This is a genomic window from Corallococcus silvisoli, from assembly GCF_009909145.1.
GTDB classification, from domain to species: Bacteria; Myxococcota; Myxococcia; order Myxococcales; family Myxococcaceae; genus Corallococcus; species Corallococcus silvisoli.
Genome location: NZ_JAAAPJ010000010.1, coordinates 88,428 through 110,417, shown reverse-complemented (window position 1 = coordinate 110,417; position 21,990 = coordinate 88,428). Strand labels below are relative to the sequence as shown.

Below are 21,990 nucleotides of genomic sequence, written 5' to 3'. Positions count from 1 at the left end.
GACATACGGCCGGTGGAGGACACGCACCGGTGCTGTGTCGCGGCGCGGACGCCCCTGGCTTCTGACGCTGACCTGGGAACGTGGGAGGGCTATACCTTGCCCAACCTTCCTTTTCCTCCCTGAGGTCCCCGCGTGCTCAACGCCTTCCCCCGCGTCCCGGCTCCCAAGAACGAGCCCGTCCTCTCCTACGCCCCCGGCACCCCGGAGCGCGCGGAGCTCCAGTCCACGCTCAAGCGCATGAGCGGGGAGCACATCGAGATTCCGGTCGTCATCGGCGGCAAGCACGTGAAGTCCGGCAAGACGGACACCGTGCGCATGCCGCACCGGCACCAGCACGTGCTGGCCACCCTGCACGAGGCCGAGGCGGGCCACGTGGAGCAGGCCATCCAGAGCGCCCTGGGCGCGAAGGAGGAGTGGGCGCGGATGCCCTTCCACGCGCGAGCGGCCATCTTCCTGCGCGCCGCGGAGCTGCTCACCACGCGCTACCGCCCGCTGCTCAACGCGTCCTCCATGCTGGGCCAGTCGAAGACGGCGCACCAGGCGGAGATCGACGCGGCGTGCGAGCTCATCGACTTCCTGCGCTACAACGTCCACTTCGCGCAGCAGGTCCTGTCCATCCAGCCGGAGAACTCCCCGCAGGTATGGAACATGACGGACTACCGGCCGCTGGACGGGTTCGTGTTCGCCGTCGCGCCGTTCAACTTCACCTCCATCGCCATCAACCTCTGCGTGTCGCCCGCGCTGATGGGCAACGTGGTGCTGTGGAAGCCGTCCTCCACGCAGGCCTTGAGCGCGTGGTACGGCCTGGAGCTGCTGCGCGAGGCGGGCCTGCCCGACGGCGTCATCAACATGCTGCCCGGCGACGGACCCACGGTGGGCAACCCGGTGCTGGCGAGCCCCCACCTGGGCGGCATCCACTTCACCGGCTCCACGCCCACGTTCAATCACCTGTGGAAGACGGTGGGAGAGAACATCGGCCGCTACAAGCAGTACCCGCGGCTGGTGGGTGAGACGGGCGGCAAGGACTTCATCTTCGCGCACCCGTCCGCGGCGGACGACCTGGAGGCGCTCGCGGTGGCCATCGTGCGTGGCGGCTACGAGTACCAGGGCCAGAAGTGCTCCGCGGCCAGCCGCGTGTACGTGCCGGAGTCCCTGTGGCCGAAGCTGAAGCCCCGCCTCCAGGCGCTCATCGGCGACATCAAGATGGGCGACGTGGCGGACTTCCGGAACTTCATGGGCGCCGTCATCGACGAGCGCTCGTTCAAGAAGGTGTCCTCGTACATCGAGCTGGCGAAGTCCGGGGGTGACGCCACCATCCTCGCGGGCGGAGGCACCGACTGCGGCGAGGGCTGGTTCGTGCAGCCCACGCTGGTGCAGTGCACGAACCCGCGCCACCGCATCATGACGGAGGAGATCTTCGCGCCGCTCGTGGGCGTGTACGTCTACCCGGACGCGAAGCTCGAGGAGACGATGAAGGAGTGCGACCAGTCCGCCAGCTACGCGCTCACGGGCGCCATCTTCGCGCGCGACCGCAAGGCCATCGAGCAGATGATGAGCGGCCTGCGCAGCGCGGCGGGCAACTTCTACATCAACGACAAGCCCACGGGCGCGGTGGTGGGCCAGCAGCCCTTCGGCGGCAGCCGGGCGTCCGGCACCAACGACAAGTCCGGCTCCATCGTCAACCTGTTCCGCTGGTCCAGCCCCCGCACCATCAAGGAGAACTTCGCGCCGCCGGTGGCGGTGCCCTACCCCTTCATGGACAGCGACCCGAAGGACGGGGCCCGCTAGTCCCATGAGCGGACCGTTCCCGGGCATCGCGGGGCTGGAGACCCACGCGCTGGAGGACGGCGGCTGCCGCGTGGAGATCATCCCCACGCGCGGCGCGCTCGTCACCCGCATGGTGGTGGACGGCGAGGACGTGCTCTACCTGGATGAGAGCACCGTCGGCGACCTCACGAAGAACGTGCGCGGGGGCATCCCCGTGCTCTTCCCCATCGCCGGCCCCCTGCCCGGGGACACGTACCCGGCGGATCGCAAGGCGTACACGCTGCCGCAGCACGGCTTCGCGCGGAAGCTGCCGTGGCAGGTGCGCCAGTCGGAGGGCTCGCTGCTGGTGCTGGGGCTGTCCTCCTCGGAGGAGACGCTGCGCCAGTACCCGTGGGCCTTCGACGCGCAGCTGGCGTTCTCGCTCACGGGCCGCCGGCTCACGCTGGACTTCGACCTGGAGAACCGGGACACGCGGCCCCTGCCGCTGCACCTGGGCTACCACCCGTACTTCCGCGTGCCCCAAGGCAACAAGGCCCAGGCGCGCGTGGAGACGGACGCCACGCACGCATGGGACAACCGCGCGAAGCACGAGGTGCCCTTCACCGGCCTGGACCTCACCCAGCCGGAGGTGGACATGCACCTGCGCGACCACTCGGCGCCGGGCACGGTGCTGGAGCGCGGGCCGGGCCTGCCGCCCGTGAAGCTGACGTGGAGCCAGGAGTTCCGCCTGCTCGTCGTGTGGACGCTGCGGGGCAAGGACTTCGTCTGCGTGGAGCCGTGGACCGCCGCCGCCGGGGCGCTGGCCACCGGCGAGGGCCTGCTGCACGTGGCCCCCGGCGAGCGCGTGTCGCTCGCGTTCGACATCGAAGCGTGAGCGTCCAGCCCTTCGTCCCGCGCGCGCTCAGGCGTGTGGGATGAGGGGCATCGTCAGCGGGCCGCGCACGGTGAGGGAGGTGTTCCACTTCACCGGGCCCGTGGGCGTGAAGCGCGTGAAGCGCGACAGGAGCACCTCCAGCCCCACGCGCGCCTCCAGCCGGGCCAGCGGCGCCCCCAGGCAGAAGTGGATGCCGTGGCCGAAGGGCATGTTGTTCACGCCTTCGCGGTCCATGTCGAAGGTGTCCGGGTCCTTGAAGCGCTCGCCGTCGCGGCACGCGGAGCCAATCATCAGCGCCACGCGCGCGCCCTCCGGAATCACCACGCCCGCCACCTCCGTCGCCTTCGTGGTGACGCGCACCAGCCCGTGCACGGAGGGCTCGTAGCGAAGCACCTCCTCCACGAAGCGCGGCACTTGCTCCGGGTGCTCGCGCAGCCGGGCCATCAGGTGCGGCTGCTCCATCAACAGGCGCACGCAGTGGCTGACGAGCTGCACGGTGGTCTCCAACCCCGCCACCACCAAGAGGAACAGGAAGCTCATCACCTCCGCGTCGGACAGCGCCTCGCCGTCAACGCGCGTCTTCACCAGGTCCGACACCATGTCGTCCTGAGGCTGGCGTCGGCGCTCGGAGACGACCTCCGAGAGGTAGTCCTCCATCTCACGCACCGTGGCGCGAATGGAGTCGTGCCGGTGGGTGTCCTTCTCCGTCGTGCCGGACACGCTGGACAGGTCCACCGACCAGCGCTTGTAGCGGGCGGTCAACTGAGGATCCAACGCGAACAGTTCGCCAATCACGCTCGCGGGCAGCGGCATGGCGAAGGCGTCCACGAAGTCCACCTCGCGCTCCGGGGACAGGCGCTCCACCAGGGCCTGCGCGAAGCTCCGGATGCGCGGCTCCAGCCGGTTCACCGCCGCGGGCGTCCACGCGCGGCTCACCAGCGTGCGCAGCCGCATGTGGTGCGGCGGATCCAGGACGATCATCGACTCGGAGAACGGGTTGTGGCCCAGCCACGGCGGCGCCGTGGTGGTGCGCACCCCCGCCGAGGAGAACACCTGCGGGTTCTTGAACGCCGCGGCCACGTCCTCGAAGCGCGTGAGCGCCCACAGCCCCCCGGGCTCCACCTGGCACACCGGCGCGGTGCGCCGCAGCTCCGCGTAGACGGGATAGGGGTTGGCCCGGACCTCCGGCGCCATCAGGTTCACGCGTCCGCCCATGGAATAATTTCCTTTCCAGACTGGAAAACTATACCCGTTATACTGGCTGCTCAACAGAGGCTTCGCCTCCTCAATCCATCGAGTCACATGTCCCGTTTCGTCCTCGCCGCCGTCCTCGCCCTGGGTCTCTCCGCCTGCTCCGACGACCCTGATGAATCCACGCCTGACTCGGGCATCCGCGCCGACGCAGGCAGTGACGCGGGCGTGGACGCTGGCCCGGACGTGGACGCTGGCACCGACGCGGGCGTGGACGCTGGCATCGACGCGGGTGTCGACGCCGGCACCGACGCGGGCGTGGACGCTGGCACCGACGCGGGTGTCGACGCCGGCACCGACGCGGGCACGGGCAGCTCGCATGGCTCCGGCAAGCTTCCTTGCAGCCGGACGGCCACGGTGAGCACGGACGCGGGAACGCTGACGTACTGCGTGGCCCAGGTGGGCGCGACGGAGGTGAAGCTCATCGAGCCGAAGGCGGGCATCGCGCCCGGACCGATGCGGCTGGCCATCTACCTGCACGGGGATGGGGCCGCAACGTACACCGGCAGCAACCCCCGCTCGCTGTTCACGCACGGTGGTTGGACCTACGGGCACAACACGCTCTACGTGACGGCGCTCGCGCCCAACAAGTGCGCGTGGTGGACGGTGCCGGAGCGCACGGACTGCACCACGGAGGCGCCGGTGGAGGCGCGCGACCTGGAGGGGAAGAACGCTGCGGAGCTGGTGGGGCTCATCGAAGCGCTGCGCCGGGGCTGGGACATCCAGGACGGCCCCATCCTGTTCGGCGGTTCGTCGGGCGGCTCCATCGAGCTGACCGCCAGCTTCCTGCCGCGCTACGGCGACCGCTACCCGGGCGTCTACGCGCTGAGCTGCGGCGGTGAGAAGCCGTGGACGGGCAGCATGGACTGGGACGCGGCGAACGCGTCGCTGCGCGGCGGCACGAAGTTCTACTTCACCTACGGCGACCAGGACTTCCTGCTCCAGGACATCCAGGCGGCCGAGGCGTACTTCGGTGGGCTCCAGTTCCCGGTGGACGACAAGGTCATCCCGGGCGCCGCGCACTGCGCGTTCGACCAGGTGGGCCGCGTCTCCGAGGTCTGGAACGCAGCCACCGCGCAGTAGCCTTCAGGCTCGGGAAGGCACCGGGGCGGCCGACAGCCGCACGTGGATGATCCCCGGTGTCTTGTGCCTCAGCCAGGGCACGAAGTTGATGGCGTTGTAGACGACGCGTTCGAACCCGCGCGGGAACATGAAGGGAACACGGGTCACGTGTTCCACGCGCGGGTGCCAGCGCTTCAACGTCGCCTCGACCTCATTCGCGTTGATGCCCCACGGCATGGGCGGCACCCGATAGGTCGGCGTCCGATTCAGCCCCGTGAGCGTCTTGCGGGAGAACCACCGGGGGATGGTGTCGAAGAGCAGCTCCGCGCCCGGGAAGCGCTCCGCGATGTCCACGAGCAGCCGCCGGACCTCCTCTTCCTCGAAGTACATGAACAGCCCCTGCGCGACGATGAACACGCCAGGGGACGCGTCCACCGCGTCCATCCACGAGCGGTCCAGCGCGCTCGCGGGGAAGTGGCGGAACCGCTCCGAGGGAGGGAGGAAGCGCTCGCGGATGGCCACCGCCTCCGGCAGGTCCACGCTCAGCCAGCGCAGCCGTCCGTTGTCCAACCGCCGGGCCTGCGTCTCCAGCCCTTCTCCCAGCGACACGACGAAGCCCTCCGGGTGCGCGGCCAGCCAGCGGCGCAGGATGCGATCCGTCTCCACCGCGCGCACCGCATGTGACGCCTCCGCCCGGCCGAACGAGCGCACGAAGTCGTACTGGATGGCGTCGTAGATGCGCACCCCTTCCGCGTCCTGGAGGATACCGTCCGGCCGCTTCGCCTCCCCCGCGCGGTTGTGCAGCGTCCAGAGCATCGTCTCGGGGATGCCCGTGAGGTTCGGGACGTAGCGCTCGGTCATGTCAGGCCCTCTCCTGGAATGAGCTGTCGATAATCAATGAGTCCACGCGATTCAGGCGCAAGAAGCGGAGCGCGGCGGGGTTGCCGGGCAAACTACGGTGGCTCGCGACTTCTTCCTCTCAGGAACTCCCCGATGCGCCTCTACGACTTTCTTCCCTCCGCGAACGGCTACAAGATCCGCACCCTGCTGGGGCAGCTGGGGCTGGCGTACGAACTGGTACCGGTGGACATCTTCGCGGGCGAGAGCCACACGCCGGACTTCGAAGCGAACAAGAACCCGGACGGCCGCATCCCCGTGTTGGAACCAGAGCCGGGGCGGTTCATCGCGGAGTCGAACGCCATCCTGCTGTTCCTGGCGGAGGGCACTCACCTGCTTCCCGAGGACCGCTTCGCGCGGGCGCAGGTGCACCAGTGGATGTTCTTCGAGCAGAACGCGGTGGAGCCCAACCTGGGCACCGCGCGCTACTGGCGGCTCACGGGCCGCGACCGGCGGAACCCGGAGGCGTTCCGGCTGCGGCAGGAGGCAGGAGTGCGCGCGCTGTCCGCGCTGGAGAGACACCTGGGCACGCGCGCGTTCCTGGTGGATGAGCGCTACACCGTCGCGGACCTCTGCCTGTACGCGTACACGCATCTCACGCCGGACGCGGGCGTGGACCTCGCGGCGTATCCAGCGGTCGTCGCGTGGCTGGAGCGCGTGAAGGCGCAGCCGGGCTTGCACGAGCCGGTGCCGCCCTACCCCGCGAACGCTCACGTGAGCTGAAGGCGGAACGTCACGCCCCGCGCTCACGTGCAGCCCAAGCTCGCGGGCGCGACAGCCGGTGCGTCACGCCCCGCGCCCACGAGCAGCCCAAGCTCGCGGGCGCGACAGCCGGTACGTCACGCCCCGCGCCCACGTGCGGCCCAAGCTCGCGAGTCCTCGCGTGAGCCGAAGGCGGAACGCCACGCCCGGCTGACGCGAGACACCTGGGGCGCGAACGCGCGCGCCCCAGGCTGCTCTCACTCCGCCCGCGCGCTCACGGCTTCACGGACCTCCGCGTCCGTGAGGTGGACCGCGGGCGCCTCCGCGGGCGCCTCCGCCAGCTTGCGCGCCAGCAGCTCCGTCACGGGCGCGAGCACGCTGAAGTGCGTGGCCCCAGGCACGGGGAGGAAGGACAGCGGCGCGCTCTTCGCCGCCACGCGCAGCGGTTCGAACGCATCCATGTTGCCATGGTCCGCGCCCTCGATGACCTGCGTGGGCACGCGCAGGTGCTCCACGTAGCTCACCGGGTTGCGCAGCCACAGCTCCGTTCCCCGGGCCCGCGCCAGCAGCGGGAAATACGGGGCGTATTCGGAGACATCCCCCACGGGACCGAACACGTAGGCGCCCTTCAGCCGGGGCGACAGCACCGCCGCCATCAACGCCACCGTGCCCCCCGTGCTGTGACCCGCCACGTAGACGCGCGCGGGGTCCACGTCCGGACGCTGGGCCACGAAGTCGATCGCGGCGACCACGTCATCCACCTCACCCAGGAAGTACTCGCGCGCGCCTGGGTTGTCGTCCGACCCGCGCAGCGAGGGCAGCATCAACACCAGCCCTGCTTCACGAAACGCTCGCGCGCTCTGATCATTCTGGCGGGGCGCGGGCGCCCACGCGAAGGCGTCGAGCCCCCAATCCATTCCACCGTGGATCCACACCACCGCCGGCCGCCGGCCGCCTCCGCGCACCGGCGTGATGTACGCCGCGTTCGCGCCCAGCGGCGCCGGATAGCGCACGAGCTCGAGGAGCGCCTTCGGCGGTGTGGGCGCGGGCATGCGCCCCGGGGGATCCACCTTCAACTGCGTCTGAAAGGTCTTTCGAAGATTCACGGGCGTCGACGGAGCGGGCTTGGAGCACGCGCCGAGGAGGAGTGAGGCCGGCAGGAGGAGGAGGGCCGCGCGGAGGGAGGGCTTCATCTTGAGAAGGCGGACAGACGCGATGTCACAGGTCCGCGACACGCGCGGGGTGTTCCGGGGGGTGGCTTGACAGCTCACTCCATCGCCGCTACTTCTTCTCGCAGAATGTTCGTCACCTCCGCCATGTGCATGTGTTCGATGCCTGTTCCGGGTGGGCCCAAGCCCGCCGCGGCCGGCTGACGCACAGCCTGCCCCTGGCGAGCCAACTGGAGCCCACCCACCCGCGAGGGTCGGTGGGCTTCGTCGTTCCGGGCCTCCGCTCTCGCACCCCTGCCGAGGAGCGTCGCAGCGCCCACCGTGACCTGAAGTCCTCCCCGCCGCCCGCAGTGCCCTGACGTCCCACCCCCCGTCCGCCCTCACTTCACGCGCGCTCCGCAGGAGCGACGCGAACAGGAGTCCCTTGCCATGAGCACGCCCAACGACCGTCCGCTGCACTTCGACACGCTCGCGCTGCACGCCGGCTATTCGCCCGACCCCACCACCGGGTCCCGCGCGGTGCCCATCTACCAGACGACCAGCTACCGCTTCCGCGACGCGGACCACGCCGCCGCGCTCTTCGGCCTCAAGGAGTTCGGCAACATCTACACCCGCATCATGAACCCCACGACGGACGTCTTCGAGAAGCGCATCGCCGCGCTCGAGGGCGGCGTGGGCGCGCTCGCCGTCGCGTCCGGACAGGCCGCGCAGACGCTGGGCATCCTCAACATCCTCAAGTCCGGGGACGAGATCGTCTCCGGCGCCAGCCTCTACGGCGGCACCTACAACCTCTTCAAGGTGACGCTCCCCCGCCTGGGCATCACCACGCGCTTCGTGGACGCGGGCAACCCGGAGGCGTTCCGCGCCGCCATCGGCCCGAAGACCAAGGCGCTCTACCTGGAGTCGCTGGGCAACCCGCGCCTGGACGTGCCGGACTTCGACGCCATTGGCGCCGTGGCGCGCGACGCGGGCGTGCCCCTCTTCGTGGACAACACCGCGCTGTCCCCCGCCCTCTTCAATCCGCTGCGGCACGGCGCGAACATCGTGCTGCACAGCGCGACGAAGTACATCGGCGGCCACGGCACCTCCATTGGCGGCGTCATCGTGGACGGCGGGACCTTCCCCTGGGAGAACGGCAAGTTCCCCGAGCTGACGGAGCCCAACCCCGGCTACCACGGCCTGCGCCTGCGGGAGGCCTTCGGCCCCGCGGCCTTCATCCTCAAGGCCCGGCTGGAGGGCCTGCGCGACCTGGGCCCGGCGCTCAGCCCCTTCAACGCGCACGCGTTCATCCTGGGCCTGGAGACGCTGCGGCTGCGGCTGGAGCGGCACTCGCAGAACGCGCTCGCGGTGGCGAAGTGGCTCCAGCACCACAAGAAGGTGGAGTGGGTGCGCTACCCGGGCCTGGAGAGCGACCCCGCCTTCATCAACGCGAAGAAGTATTTGAAGGGCGGCTTCGGCGGGCTCGTCACCTTCGGCGTGAAGGGCGGCCTGTCCGCGGGGCGCAAGGTGATTGACGGCGTGAAGCTGTGGAGCCTGCTCGCGAACATCGGCGACACGCGCTCGCTCATCATCCACCCCGCGTCCACCACGCACGAACAGCTCACCCCGGAGGAGCGCGCCAGCACGGGCGTCACCGACGACCTGGTGCGCCTGTCCGTGGGCCTGGAGCACCTGGACGACATCCTGGCCGACCTGGACCAGGCCCTGAACGCGGCCTGATGCCATGCGACCCGTGAGGCCCACCGTGGACATTCCCCCGCGCGCGGAGACCCCGCGCGTCTTCGACCTGTCACTGCCGGACCTGCCGCTGGAGGCCGGCGCCCGCGTGGCGCCCCACCTGGTGCGCGGCTGGTGGTGGGGGCCCCCGGAGGACCTCGCGTGGTTGCAGTCCCGCGCCCTCGTGCACTCCGAGGAGGCCACGCGCGAAGGCCGGCTGCGCGTGGTGCGCCGGACCGCCTCCGAGCTGCGCGACGCGGCCACCCACGCGCGCCGCGCCGGTCCCCGCCGCGCACCGGACGCGGCGGCGCCCACGGTGCTGCTCGTGCACGCGCTCACCGGGGACATGAACGCCGGAGGGGAAGGCGGCTGGTGGGCGCCCGTCATCGGGCCGGGCCGGCCGTTGGACCCTTCGCGCGTGCGGCTGCTGTGCTTCAACAACCTGGGCTCCTGCTACGGCACCGCGGGCCCCGCGGACGAAGGCTTCCCGCTGCGCACCGATGACACGCGCTTCGGCCCGGCGCCGGTGCTGGCCAAGGGCGACCTGCGCCTGGATGAGCGGAGCCTGCCCGCCACGGTGACGCCGTGGGACCAGGCCCGCTCCATCCTCGCCGCGCTGGATGCGCTGGGCGTGGAGGAGGTGGCGCTCGTCACCGGCGGGTCGCTGGGCGGCATGGTGGTGCTGTGCCTGGCGGCGCTGGCGCCGGAGCGCTTCCAGCGCATGGTGCCCATCGCGACGGCGGAGGCCGCGTCCGCGTGGGTGGTGGGCTGGAACCACGTGGCCCGGCAGGCCATCCTGCTCGACCCCGAGTATCCCGAGTCCCCCCGGCGCGGACTGGAGCTGGCCCGCCAGCTGGCGACGCTCACCTACCGCGCGGAGGCGGGCCTGGACGCACTGCAACCCCGGCCCCAGGCGTGGTCCTCGCGCGCGCTGTACCCGGTGGAGAGCTACCTGGAGCACCAGGGCGCGAAGCTGGAGGCGCGCTTCGATGCCCGCGCCTATCTGACGCTGCTGGGCGCCATGGACCACCACGACCTCACGCGCGTCCCGACGCCCCGGGGCGGCCCCGGCGTGGACCGCATCCGGGCGAGCACGCTGAGCATCGGCATCGACCGGGACGCGCTCTTCCCTCCTGAACACATGAAGGCCCTGTCCCGGCGCCTGCGCGCGCAGGGGCTCCACGCCGAATACGCGGCCCTGTGCAGCGTGCATGGCCACGACGGCTTCCTCATCGAATGGGACGCGCTCGCGCCCCTGCTGCTGCGCGCCCTCGCCCTGCCTCCGGGCGTGGGCCGCGACGCCCGCATCTCCTCTCCTGCCGGCGTCCGCGCCCGGAAGACGTCATGACCGCACCTGTCAGCATCACCCGCTACGCGCCCCTCCTCCTCGACACCGCCCAAGGCCTCGCGTCCGTGGCCACGCACCTGTCCCGCCGCGACGCGGGCACCACGCGCGCCGCCATCGTGTCCTCGCCACCGTGGCTCTCCGTGGGGTTGGAGGCCGCGCTGTCCATCGCGTTGAAGGGCAACTCCACGCTGGCGCGGCAGGAGCTGGATGGGCTGCTCGCGCGGGGCCTGTTGATGTTGGAGGACGCCGAGCGGCGGCTGGGCGCGCCCCCGGGCTCCACGTCCGTGGAGGCGGACGGCACGCGGACGCTGGCGGCGCTGCTGGAGCCCGCGCGGCGCGCGCTGGATGGCGCCAGCCTGGTGCGCGAGCGGAGGCCCGCGCTGGAGGACGTGGTGCGCGGCGCGGGCGAGCGGCTGACGTCGGCGCTGCTCGCGCGGCTGCTGGGATCGCGCGGCGTGCCGTCGCTGGAGGTGGACGCCGCGGACTGGACGGTGACGGAGGGTGAGCCCGGGCACGCCCGCGTGAACCGCGAGCACACCCGCGCCCGCGTCGCGACGCTGCGGCCTGCTTGGGAGGGAAGGCTGACGCTGCACGCGGGGGGACGGGGCGTGTCGCTCGATGGGCGCTCCACGACGCTGGGAGCGGACGGCGCGGACGAGACGGCGGCGGTGCTGTCCGTGCTGCTGGGCACGCCGCTCACGCTGTGGACGGACGTGCCCGGCGTGATGACGGCGGATCCGCTCCATGTGGCGGATGCGCGGCCGGTGCCCCACCTGAGCTACACGGAGGCGCTGGAGCTGGTGTACCTGGGCCTGCCCACGCTGCACCCGCGCGCGCTGTCCACGCTGCGCGACGCGGACATCCCGCTTCGCGTGCGGCACCTGCAACAGCCCGACGAACCCGGGACGCTCATCGACCTGCACGGCGTGGGCGATGGCGGCGTGCCGACGTGCGTGGTGTCGCTGGAGGACCTGGCGCTGCTGGGCCTGGAGGGTGGCACCGAGGAGGCGGCCCGGCCGGTGGGACCGCGAGCACTGCAGGCGCTGGAGGCGGCGGGCATCGACGCGTGGATGGCGGCGCAGTCGCCGCCGGGGCGCTCGGTGGCGGTGGTGTTGCGCCGGGTGCACGCGGCCCGCGCGGAGGAGGTGCTTCGGCGGGAGCTGGCGCCGGAGCTGGAGCGAGGCGCGTTGCAGCCGCCCCAGCTGCGCGCGCCGGTGACGCAGGTGGCCCTGGTGGCGGAGGCGATGGGCCAGGGGGCCAACGTGGCCGGGCGGTTGTTCCAGCCGCTGGGGGCGCTGGGGATCAATGTGCGCGCCATCGCGCAGACGGCGAGCGCGCGGTCCATCTCGTTCATCGTGGACGGGGCGGAGACAGCGCTGACGGTGCGCACGGTGCATGCGGCCTTCCACTTCGCCCACGAAGAGGTGAGCGTGCTGGTGCTGGGCCACGGGGTGGTGGGCAGTCAGCTGCTGGAGCAGCTGCGCACGTTGCAGCAGACGCTCGCGCAGGACCATGGCATCCAGATCAACCTGGTGGGGCTCGCGGACAGCCGGCGGGTGCTCTTCTCGCCAGAGGGGATTCCGCTGAATCAGTGGCGCGAGCGCATCGAGTCCGTGCCGGAGGGCGCGTCCCCGTCCGTGGTGGAGGCCCTGCTGGAGCCGCTGCGCCGGCTGCCGGTGCCGGTGTTGGTGGACTGCACCGCGGCGGAGGGCATGGAGACGCTGTACCTGGAGGCGTTCCGCAGCGGCATCCACGTGGTGGCGGCGAACAAGAAGCCGCTGACGCAGCCGCGCGAGGTGTGGGAGCGGCTGCGGAGCACCGCGCACCTCAACCACCGCGCGTACCACTACGAGACGACGGTGGGCGCGGGCCTGCCGGTCATCCAGACGTTGAAGGACCTGGTGCGCACGGGGGATCGGGTGCACGGGGTGGAGGGTTCGTTCTCCGGGACGCTCGGCTATTTGAGCCAGCAGTTGATGGACGGAGTTCCGCTGTCGAAGGCGGTGCGGACCGCGCGGGAGAAGGGCTTCACGGAGCCCCATCCCCGCGAGGACCTGGCGGGCACGGACGCGGCGAGGAAGGCGCTCATCCTCGCGCGCGAGCAGGGGCTGGACCTGTCGATGGAGGACGTGGAGGTGGAGCCCTTCGTGCCGCACGAATACCTGGAGGAGGCGGACGTGGAGCGCTTCCTCACCGGGCTGGAGAAGCTGGACCGGACGTTCACCGCGCGCATCGAGGGCCTGCGCGCGGAGGGCAAGGTGCTACGCTACCTGGCGCGCATCGACCCGGCGGTGAAGGAGGGGCCGGTGCTGCGTGTGGGGCCCGTGGCCGTGTCGAAGGAGCACCCGGCGACGCGGCTGCGCGGGTCGGAGGCGTTCGTGGCCTTCTCCACGGAGCGCTACGCGGACTACCCGCTGCTGGTGCAGGGCGCGGGCGCCGGAGGACCCGTCACGGCGGCGGGTGTGCTCGCGGACATCCTGAAGATTGCCCAGGGCCTGCGCGGACGGTGACGGCGAGGGGCGTCCCCCACCTTCGGCCCGGAGTCCCTCTGACTCCGGGCCTCGCTGTCCTACTTCGCGCGAGTGCCATTCCTCGCGCTACGCGCGGGAGCGGATTTCTTCGCGGCACCCACACCCCGCACGGAAGCGGACCTCTTCGCGGCGCCGCGCGGCTTCGTCGACGCCGCCCTCTTCACGCCGCCCGATCCCCGCACGGAAGCGGACTTCTTCGTCGACGCCACCCTCTTCGCGCCACCCGATCTCCGCGCGGGAGCGGCCTTCTTCGTGGCACCGCGCGGCTTCGTCGGCGCCGCCCTCTTCGCTCCGCCCGAACCCCGCGCGGGAGCGGACTTCTTCGCGGCACCGCGCGGCTTCGTCGACGCCGCCCTCTTCGCGCCGCCCGATCCCCGCACGGGAGCGGACTTCTTCGTCGACGCCACCTTCCTCGCGCCGCCCGAACCCCGCGCGGGAGCGGACTTCTTCGCGGCACCGAGTGGCTTCGTCGACGCCACCTTCCTCGCGCCGCCCGAACCCCGCGCGGGAGCGGACTTCTTCGCCCCACCGCCCTGCTTCGTCGTTGCCACCTTCTTCGCGCCACGAGCCACCTGTGAGGACGGTGACTTCCTCGTCGCCGTGGCCTTCTTCACGCCACGGGTGGGCGGGGGTGTCGCCAGCGCGCGGGCTCCCCTTTCCGCAAGGCCCTTCTCCAGTGCGGGAGGCTTTTGTGCACCCGCCCGGCCAGGAGGCTCGCGCGTCGGCGCATCACCGGCCGGGCTCACCTCCACACGCCTGCCGGAAAACGCATCCCAGCTCTCCAGCGCATGCGTCCATCGCGCCAGCGTCTCATCGCGGGTCCCCACGTCCTGCAAGCCCTCCGCATGCAGCGCCACGGTCACGCCATGCACCGACGGCAGCAAGCGAAGCTGCACGGTCCGCGCCCGAGGCCAGTCCTCGCGCGCCAGCCGCAACCGCAGCTGCCGGGGCGGCACCTGCCGGACCACCGTCACGTGCGTTCCGTCCTCCAGCGTCACCGCGTCCCCTTCCTTCAGCGGTCGAGGACAGGTCCCCACCCACCGCGCCAGCCCCGCCCCCTCACCCCACGCGACCCACGCCACCTCCGAACCCACCGCGAACGAGCGCCGCACTCCCGCCTGATATCCACCATCCGCTGTCCGACCTGTCGGCATCGACGCACCTGTTTCCTGGGGCTCGCGCCTCCACCCTTGGAGGAGCGATGCGGCATCTTCTGACGAGCCCGCTGTTCACGTCCCCCCACGCTGTCGAGCGCAAGCGGAGGTGAACACTCAGGGGGCCACCACCCGCGCCTGCCGCTCCCACTCCGCGGGCAGGCCGATGTTCAGGAACACCGGGAAGCGCAAGCCCGGGAAGGCCGCCTCGATGCGCGAGCGGATGTTCTCCGCCGCCGCGTCGGTGAACGCCCCCCGCGGATGCTCCGCCGCGACCTCCGCGATGACGCGCTCCAGGTACTGCCGCTCACGCGTGAGCAGCCCCGCGTCCCCGGAGGGTCCCCGCCCTGGATGCACCCACTTCGGGCGCAGCGCCGTCAGCTCCTCCAGCCGCTGGAGCCACGCATCCGTCCGGCCCATCTCCAGCCAGCTGTGCGCGTCGTTCGCCACCAGGTCGCCGGGAAACACGTGCCCGTCGAACTCCACCACCACGTGCGCCTCGCTGCACCCCGCGCCCACCACATGCGCCTTCACCGTCACGCCGCCCGCGCTCAACTCCGCCGTCTGGCTCCCGAAGCTGTCCGGCAACGGCAACACCGCCGGGTAGTCCGGCGCGTACCGCGCGGCGAAGGCCCGCGTGCGCTTCTCGTGGATGGCCGGAATGGCCGCGCGCACCTGCTCGCTCGTCACCACGCGGATGCCACGCGCGCGCAGCACGTCCGTGCCGTTGAACTTGTCCGGGTTGGCGTGCAGCACGATGGCCAGCTCCGCCTTCTTGCCCGTCACCGCCTCCGCCCAGGTGACGAACTCCTCCGCCGCGGACGGCAGGAACTGCGTGTCCACCAGGATGAGCCCCGTGGGCCCTTCAATCCAGTACGACGCCGTACTGAACCCCCACGGCGACGACACATAGGTCCCCACGCGCGCGTCCGCGTGCGAGGCCAGCGTCACCTGCGCCCCCTTCAGGCGTGACGGGGATGACACACAGCCCACGGCCAGCACGGCCAGCAGACCCAGGGCGAAAGCAGGACGGCGCATCGCGAGCCTCCGGAAAAAGACGCGCACTGCCTAACCGGCGCCTGCTGGGCTCGCAAGCCCTCCCCCCGCGTTCACGCCGTGGGACGGAACCCCGGCATGAGGAAGTTGTCGTGGTCCGCGTACGCCGGTGCCTCCGACTCGCCGGTGAACTCGCGCAGGGTGCAGTACTCCGGATAGGAGGCCTGGAGGGTGACCTGATCCCCCGCCTGGAGCACCACGTCCCCGTTGGGGTGCAGCGTCTCCTGCTCGCCCCGGATGAGCGACAGCGCCAGCCCCCCGAAGCGGTCTCGCACCTGGGACACGTTCATCCCCGAAAGCCCGTCGCGCACCACGAACAGCGACACCACCATCAGGTGCTTGCCAATGCGGAACGAATGGATGAGGCGCGGGTCCAACGCCGCCAGCGCCATCGCGGGCGCGGCCAGCGAGGAGCTGGACAGGGCCTCCGCCTTGAACGTGTCGCGCACCTTCGCGCCCAGGTCGTCGTCGAACAGGCGGATGACCACGCGGATGCCCGGGTTGAGGCGCCGCGCGTCCAGCGCGATGTTCAGGTTCGCCAGGTCGTCGTCCGTGGCGCAGACGATGGCGGACGCCCGCTTCACGTGCGTGCGCGGCAGGCACAGCGGGCTGCGCGTGTCGTCGATGAGCAGGGGCACGTTCTCGTCGCGCAGCGCCGACACGAACGTCGCGTCCTCGCGCTTCTCCACCACCACCACGTCCTTGCCCATCTCCCGCAGCTGCGTCACCACGCGGTAGCCCACCCGCCCCGCCCCGCACACCACGACGTGGCCCTTCATCGTTTCAGACACCACGGAGACCCACTCCTTGTCGTTCTTGTGCCGGGCGAAGAAGAGGTAGGCGAAGCGCACCACGCCATCCACCACCAGCGCGATGCTGATGGGCGGGATGAGGATGTTCAGCGACTCCACCAGCCAGTCGCTCACGTACGGCAGCGACGGCTGGCCGAAGAGCAGGAAGTAGACGTGGTGCAGCGCCTCTCCGTAGGAGATGCCGTCGCCGCCCGGCCCCACGTAGCGCCAGTGGTACAGCATCGGCCCCAGCCCGAAGATGACCACCGCCAGCAGCAACGTGCTGCGGAACCTCCGCGACAGCGCGCGCAGGTACCGCAGGTCCACCATCAGCCGCGCCGTGGGACTCTTCATGCGCGCGGGAGTCTACGCCGCCGGGGTGATGTCCGTGGAGGCTTCCGCCTTCGCCCGGCGCTTCTCGATGAGCCACACCGCCAACACGCCCAGCTCGTAGCAGAGGAGCATGGGGCCGGCCATGAGCGACAGGTTCACCACGTCGCCCGTGGGCGTGATGATCGCCGCCACGATGAGGCACACCACGAAGGCGTGGCGCTGGTAGCGGAAGAGCCACCGCGACTGCACCACCCCCACGATGCCCAGGAGCGCCATCACCAGCGGCAGTTCAAAGATGACGCCGAAGGCGAGGATGAGCACCAGCACCAGCGACAGCTGCTCGTTCATCGTCAGCATGGGCCGCGTCCAGCGCGCGGCCTCCGCCTCCGCGTGCCCCTTGGCCAGCTCCTTCTCCAGCCGCCACAGCCCCGCCATCTCCTCCGCGCGCGTGGGCGCCACGCCCGCCAGCAGGCTCGCGGACTGGTCCATCGCCGCCTCCGCCGTGGCGTAGTCCTGCTTGCCGAAGGCCGTCACGGCCTCCACCCGCTTCTCCACCGCCTGGCGCAGCACGCCGCGCGCGGGAGTCCCCAGGCCGTCCGCCGCCGCGTCCAGCAGGTCGCCCAGCCCCTTCAGGCGCGCGGTCAACTCCACGCTCCGGGCGGACGCCACCTCCGGGTCCTTCACCTGGCCTTCACCGGAGGCCGTCAGCGCGGCGCTGGTCTCCTTCGCCAGGTGCCCCGCGCGCTCCACCTCGCCAATGCGCAGGAAGCGCAGCGCGTCCTCCGCACCCAGGCGCCCGGTGTCCATGCGCTGCTCCAGGGCGAGGGTCTCCTCCTCGCTGAGGAGGAACTTGAACATGGAGGGCAGCACCAGGAAGTAGCAGAACAGCGAGCCCACGATGAACGCCACGGAGCCCAGCAGGACGAAGGGCGACGCGTACTTGCGCTCCTCCGGGTACAGCCCCGGCGCCACGAAGCCCCAGATCTGCCAGAGGATGACGGGCGTGGTGAGGAAGATGCCGCAGTACACGCCCACCTTCATCAGCACGTTGATTTCTTCGATGCCGGATGTGTAGACGAGCGACCGCCCCTCCGGGGGCAGCGCGTCCAGCACCGGCCGCATCAACACGCCGAAGATGGGCTTGGCGAAGATGAGCGACACGGCGCCCAGCGCGAGCACCGCGAGCGAACACTTCACGAGCCGGGACCGGAGCTCCGTCAGGTGCTCCGTCAGGCTCATGCGCAAATCCGTCAGGTCAACCCCTTGGCGGTTCAGGCTCAGCTCCGTTTCGGCGCGTTGCGCGCCACCGTGCCCGGGATGGGGGCGAGTTGCGGAAGACCGTCCACCCCCAGGGGCGGCTCTCCACCGGCCTCGGGCGTCGCGACAGCGTCAGCGGCGGCGGGCGTCTCCCCGGCGACCGCCACCGCGTCGGGGGCGGGCACCTGCGCGGGATCCAGCGTCGCGGTGAGCGCGGGCGCGGGCTCCGCGAGCACGTTGGCCGGGGCAGCGCCGGGGATGGAGGACGCGGCCAGCTCCGGAGGCGGGGACGGCACGCGCGTGCCCGGGCGCGGCGGGGGCTCGCGGTTGAACTCCTCGTCCATGGCGTAGAACTCGCGCTCCACCACGTTGCGCACGTCGTCCGTCTGCCTGCGGAACTCGCGCATGAACTTGCCGATGGCCCGCGCCAGCTCAGGCAGCCGCTGAGGGCCGAGCACGATCAGCGCGGCCACCAGAATGAACACCATTTCGCCTGCGCCGATGTTGAACATGGGTCGTCGTCTTCCCCTTGGAGGGAACGTTTCCGGGTTATCGCGCCCACACGAGGCCCGCGCAACCGTCAGCGGACATCCAACGTTCGTCTGGCCTCGTGACAGGGAGGCGGGCGGCCGGGCTGCCGGTGTCCCCTGGGGCACATTGCCCCATCAGGCCTGCGGATTCGCCTGGGGCGACAGGGGCGCGGCCAGCCCCTGGGGGGCGGGAACCGCCAGGGCCCGGGCCTGTTCGCGCGAGCGCACCCGGCCCTCCACCACCCGCAGCATGACAGGCACCCCCGCCGCCAGCCCGATGGACACCCACGCGATGGTGTCCATTCCGCCCAGCGTCCCATCCGGCAGGTCCACCAGCAGGCGGGAGGACAGGAAGGCGCCCAGCGCGGAGGCCATGTGCTGGGTCGCGGACTGCAACGACATGAAGCGGGCGCGCACCGGGTTGTCCGGCACGCGCGAGGTCAGGGTGTTGTACGCCACGTTGCGCACCCCCATGGCCAGCATGAAGACCATGAAGAGCAGCGGGATGGGCATCCACGCGGGATACGCCACGAAGCCCACGTAGGTGGTGACGGCGGCCAGCACCACGCCCACCGTGCCCACCCGGAAGGAGCCGAAGCGGTCCACCAGCGGCCCCGTCAGCCGCAGCGAGACGAAGCTCACGATGCCGCCCGCGAAGTAGATGATCCACAGCCGGTCGCGCGGGTAGCCCAGGTTCTGCTGGAGGTACGCGGAGATGTTGGGGATGACGATGAAGCCGCTCATCATCACCAGCGCCGTCATCAAGTAGGACAGCCGCACGTCGGCGCGGCCCAGCAGCGCGCCCACCCCTGGCGCCCGGGACGCGCTCCCCCCCGGCTTCAGGTGCCCGCGCACCGGCGGCAGCAGCAGGAGCGCGGCCACCACCACCACCAGCCCCAGCGCCGCCACCACGAAGAAGGGCAGCCGCCAGCCGCCCACCTCCGCCACCTTCAGCGCCATCGGCACGCCCAGGACGGAGGCCACGGAGAAGGACGCCATCACCGCGCCCAGCGCCCGGCCCCGGCGCTCCACCGGGATGAGGTCCGCGATGATGGACAGCGACAGCGCCGTCGCCGGCCCGCCGAAGAGCCCCGCGCACACCCGCGCCAGGAGCAGCGTGGACAGCCCCAGCGCGAGCCCGCCCGCCGCGGTGGCCGCCACCAGCCCCAGCATGCACACCGCCAGCGCCTTGCGCCGGTCGAAGCGGTCCAGCACGTAGCCGCCCACCAGCCCCGCCACGCTCGCGGCGGCGGTGTAGCTGCCGCCAATGGTGCCGATGTGCGAGGACTCGATGCCCAGCCCCTTCGCGAAGTCCGGGCCCAGCGGCATCACCATCACGAAGTCGAGGATGTTGACGAACTGCACCGCGCCGATGAGCAGCACCACGGCGCGCTCGGACACGGAACGGGGGGCGGCGGCGGATTCGGACATGGGCCCTTGGGGAACGGCGGCGCGTCAGACGCGGAAGCGGCGCACCTCGCCGCGGAGGATCTCCGCCTGGCGCGTGAGGTTGTCGATGGCCTCTTCCAGCTGGCGCACCGAGCGCGTCTGGTGCTCGGAGACGCCCTTGATGGTCTCCACAGCCTTGAGCACCTGCTCGCTGCCCTTGGTCTGCTCCTTCTGGGCGCGGTTCAGGTGGGTGACCATCTCGTTGATGCTCTCGATGGAGCGGGTGATCTGCTTGCTGCCGTGCGCCTGCTCCTGGCTGGAGCGCTGCACGTGCTGGGTGAGCGTCTTCATCCGCTCCGCGCTCTTCATGATCTGCTCGCCGCCCCGGGCCTGCTCGTTGGAGGCCTGGGAGATCATCTGCACCGTGGCGGAGATGCGGTGGATGGCCGCGGTCACCTGCTTGCTGCCGCGCGCCTGCTCCACCGTGGCCCGCGCGATGGCCTTCACCATCTGCGTGGACTTCTGGGTGCTGTCGTTGATCTTCCGCAGGGCGCCCTCCGCCTCGCGGCCCAGTTGCACGCCCTCCTCCACGCTCTTGACGCCCTGGTTCATCACCACCACGGCGTTGCGGCTCTCCTCCTGCACGCCGCGGATGAGCTCGGCGATCTCCTTGGTGGACGCGCCGGTGCGCTCGGCCAGGTCCTTGATCTCCTCGGCCACCACCGCGAAGCCCTTGCCGTGCTCGCCCGCCTGGGCCGCGATGATGGCGGCGTTGAGGGCCAGCAGGTTCGTCTGCTCCGCCACGTCGTCAATGACGTTGAGGATGTTGCCAATCTCGCTGATGCGCCGGCCCAGGCTGTCGATGACGCCCGCGGCGGTGCGGCTGGTGTCCTTGATGCGGTCGATGCCGGAGAGCGTCTTGCGCAGGGCCTCCACGCCGGTCTGCGCGTCCTCGAAGACCTGCTCGGACAGGCGGGCCGTCTCGTTGGCGTTGGCGTCGACCTGGCCGATGGCGGCGTCCATCTGGCTGATGGCGGACGAGGTGTCCTCCGTGGAGGCGGACAGGTCCTCGATGTTCTTGGCCACCTCCTTGATGGAGTAGGTCATCTCCTCGATGGCGCTGGTGGTCTCCTCCACGCTGGCGGCCATGGCCTGGACGTTCTCCGCCACCTCGTCGTTGGTGGCGGCCATCTCCATGATGGAGGAGCTGCTCTCCTCCGCGCTCTGGTAGAGGACCTCCACGTTCTCCGCGATGCCGCGCAGGCTGGCCATCATCTCCACCATGGAGGAGGACGTCTCCTCCACGCGCGACTGCACGGTGCCGGCGCCGGAGGACACGGTGGTGCCCGTGCGGTGGATCTGCTCGATGACGCCCGCCACCACGTCGGACACGCCGCGCACGCGGCCCAGCGTGTCGCGCCAGGACAGGGCCATGCGGTTGAGCGCCTCCGCCAGCTGCCCCAGCTCGTCCTTGCTGTTGCGCACCTCCGCGCGGCCGGTGAGGTCCGCCTCCGCCAGCTTGCGCGCCATGGACATCATCGCGTCCAGCGGCTGGAGGATGAACGCGCGGGAGATGAGGAACGCCACCAGCAGGAACAGCACCAGCCCCACGACGAAGGCCAGCATCACCGTGTGGCGCAGGGACTGGAGCACGCCGTCCAGCCGGGACGAATCCACCACCACGACGACCTCGCCCGGCGCGCCGCCCGCGAGCGTCACGGGTTCGGACACCGCGCGGTCGCCGTTGGGGAACTCCATGCCATCCAGCGACGGCAGGGGCCGCAGGCGGAGGCGGTCCTCCAGGCCCTGCACGAACCAGCCGCGGGGCGACGCGGGGAAGGTGGCGCGGGGCACGCCCTGGGCGTCCACCACGGCCACGACGTTGAAGTCGTCATCCAGCCGGTAGAGCCCTTCCAAGGTGGGGACCGGATGGGTGGCCGCCTGCCGCTCGACCAGGTTCTTCACCTCCAGGGCCTTGCCCCGGGCATGGAGCAGCATGCGCTCCCGCAGGTGGTTGCCCACCTGGGCGGGGACGACGAAATAGAGCGTCCCCAGGATGACGGCCAGCGCGAGGCCGAACGAACCCAGGAGGATGCCCCGGAGACCGGGTTTCTTGAGGCGACGAGCCAAGGCCGGCCCACTGTAGGGAGGGTGGCCCATCCA

Annotated in this window: 17 protein-coding genes; 8 read left to right on the top strand and 9 right to left on the bottom strand. The window is 71.1% G+C overall.

Features of this window, described 5'->3' with window-relative positions:
- Positions 1-132 precede the first annotated feature (132 nt).
- Both pruA and GTY96_RS20855 read left to right on the top strand, forming a co-directional pair.
- A complete protein-coding gene (pruA, locus tag GTY96_RS20860; protein ID WP_161665590.1) occupies positions 133-1,788 on the top strand; it encodes an L-glutamate gamma-semialdehyde dehydrogenase in 1,656 nt (551 codons plus the stop codon).
- Positions 1,789-1,792: 4 nt separating this feature from the next.
- Positions 1,793-2,641, top strand: coding sequence for an aldose epimerase family protein (locus GTY96_RS20855; protein WP_143900345.1), 849 nt, complete (start codon positions 1,793-1,795; stop codon positions 2,639-2,641).
- A gap of 27 nt (positions 2,642-2,668) precedes the next feature.
- Here GTY96_RS20855 and GTY96_RS20850 read toward each other — a convergent pair whose 3' ends face one another.
- Positions 2,669-3,856, bottom strand: coding sequence for a cytochrome P450 (locus GTY96_RS20850; protein WP_161665589.1), 1,188 nt, complete (start codon positions 3,854-3,856; stop codon positions 2,669-2,671).
- An 87-nt stretch (positions 3,857-3,943) separates the two neighbouring features.
- On the opposite strand from GTY96_RS20850, the gene GTY96_RS37725 reads away from it, so the two are divergent.
- Entirely contained in the window at positions 3,944-4,975 is a 1,032-nt protein-coding gene (locus GTY96_RS37725) for a hypothetical protein (RefSeq protein WP_235685751.1), read from the top strand.
- A 3-nt stretch (positions 4,976-4,978) separates the two neighbouring features.
- Here the strand turns inward: GTY96_RS37725 and GTY96_RS20840 are convergent, their stop codons facing one another.
- Complete coding sequence (locus tag GTY96_RS20840; RefSeq protein WP_161665588.1) at positions 4,979-5,815, bottom strand: class I SAM-dependent methyltransferase; 837 nt, start codon at positions 5,813-5,815, stop codon at positions 4,979-4,981.
- A gap of 132 nt (positions 5,816-5,947) precedes the next feature.
- Between GTY96_RS20840 and GTY96_RS20835 the strand changes: the two genes are divergently transcribed.
- The gene (locus tag GTY96_RS20835; RefSeq protein WP_143900350.1) at positions 5,948-6,574 is read left to right on the top strand and encodes a glutathione S-transferase family protein; all 627 of its coding nucleotides are present in this window, start codon (positions 5,948-5,950) and stop codon (positions 6,572-6,574) included.
- Positions 6,575-6,810: 236 nt separating this feature from the next.
- On the opposite strand, the gene GTY96_RS20830 is transcribed toward GTY96_RS20835, so the two are convergent.
- Positions 6,811-7,605, bottom strand: a complete 795-nt coding sequence (locus GTY96_RS20830) for an alpha/beta hydrolase family protein (protein WP_161665587.1) — start codon at positions 7,603-7,605, stop codon at positions 6,811-6,813.
- 546 nt (positions 7,606-8,151) lie between these two features.
- Here GTY96_RS20830 and GTY96_RS20825 point away from each other — a divergent pair.
- The 4 genes from GTY96_RS20825 to GTY96_RS20810 all read left to right on the top strand — a co-directional run bounded on the left by GTY96_RS20825 (position 8,152) and on the right by GTY96_RS20810 (position 14,439).
- Positions 8,152-9,441, top strand: a complete 1,290-nt coding sequence (locus GTY96_RS20825; protein WP_143900354.1) for an O-acetylhomoserine aminocarboxypropyltransferase/cysteine synthase family protein — start codon at positions 8,152-8,154, stop codon at positions 9,439-9,441.
- A 4-nt stretch (positions 9,442-9,445) separates the two neighbouring features.
- Positions 9,446-10,786, top strand: coding sequence for an alpha/beta fold hydrolase (locus GTY96_RS20820; protein ID WP_161665586.1), 1,341 nt, complete (start codon positions 9,446-9,448; stop codon positions 10,784-10,786).
- Entirely contained in the window at positions 10,783-13,296 is a 2,514-nt protein-coding gene (locus GTY96_RS20815) for an amino acid kinase family protein (protein ID WP_161665585.1), read from the top strand. Before GTY96_RS20820 ends, GTY96_RS20815 begins: the two co-directional genes overlap by 4 nt.
- 72 nt (positions 13,297-13,368) lie before the next feature.
- Positions 13,369-14,439 carry a hypothetical protein gene (locus GTY96_RS20810; protein ID WP_161665584.1) on the top strand — a complete coding sequence of 357 codons (1,071 nt, stop codon included), beginning with the start codon at positions 13,369-13,371 and terminating at the stop codon, positions 14,437-14,439.
- Between the two features lie 149 nt (positions 14,440-14,588).
- On the opposite strand, the gene GTY96_RS20805 is transcribed toward GTY96_RS20810, so the two are convergent.
- From GTY96_RS20805 to GTY96_RS20780, 6 genes are all read right to left on the bottom strand, one after another.
- Positions 14,589-15,509 (bottom strand): MBL fold metallo-hydrolase, encoded by a 921-nt coding sequence (locus GTY96_RS20805; protein WP_143900362.1) that lies wholly within the window; start codon positions 15,507-15,509, stop codon positions 14,589-14,591.
- A 71-nt stretch (positions 15,510-15,580) separates the two neighbouring features.
- Entirely contained in the window at positions 15,581-16,672 is a 1,092-nt protein-coding gene (locus GTY96_RS20800; protein WP_143900363.1) for a potassium channel family protein, read from the bottom strand.
- Positions 16,673-16,684: 12 nt separating this feature from the next.
- Positions 16,685-17,890 carry a twin-arginine translocase subunit TatC gene (gene tatC, locus GTY96_RS20795; protein ID WP_143900365.1) on the bottom strand — a complete coding sequence of 402 codons (1,206 nt, stop codon included), beginning with the start codon at positions 17,888-17,890 and terminating at the stop codon, positions 16,685-16,687.
- A gap of 38 nt (positions 17,891-17,928) precedes the next feature.
- Positions 17,929-18,420: a Sec-independent protein translocase protein TatB gene (gene tatB, locus GTY96_RS20790; protein ID WP_143900367.1), complete on the bottom strand. Its 492-nt coding sequence runs from the start codon at positions 18,418-18,420 to the stop codon at positions 17,929-17,931.
- 153 nt (positions 18,421-18,573) lie between these two features.
- Positions 18,574-19,869, bottom strand: coding sequence for an MFS transporter (locus tag GTY96_RS20785; RefSeq protein ID WP_161665583.1), 1,296 nt, complete (start codon positions 19,867-19,869; stop codon positions 18,574-18,576).
- A gap of 24 nt (positions 19,870-19,893) precedes the next feature.
- A complete protein-coding gene (locus GTY96_RS20780) occupies positions 19,894-21,957 on the bottom strand; it encodes a methyl-accepting chemotaxis protein (protein ID WP_143900371.1) in 2,064 nt (687 codons plus the stop codon).
- Positions 21,958-21,990: the final 33 nt, after the last annotated feature.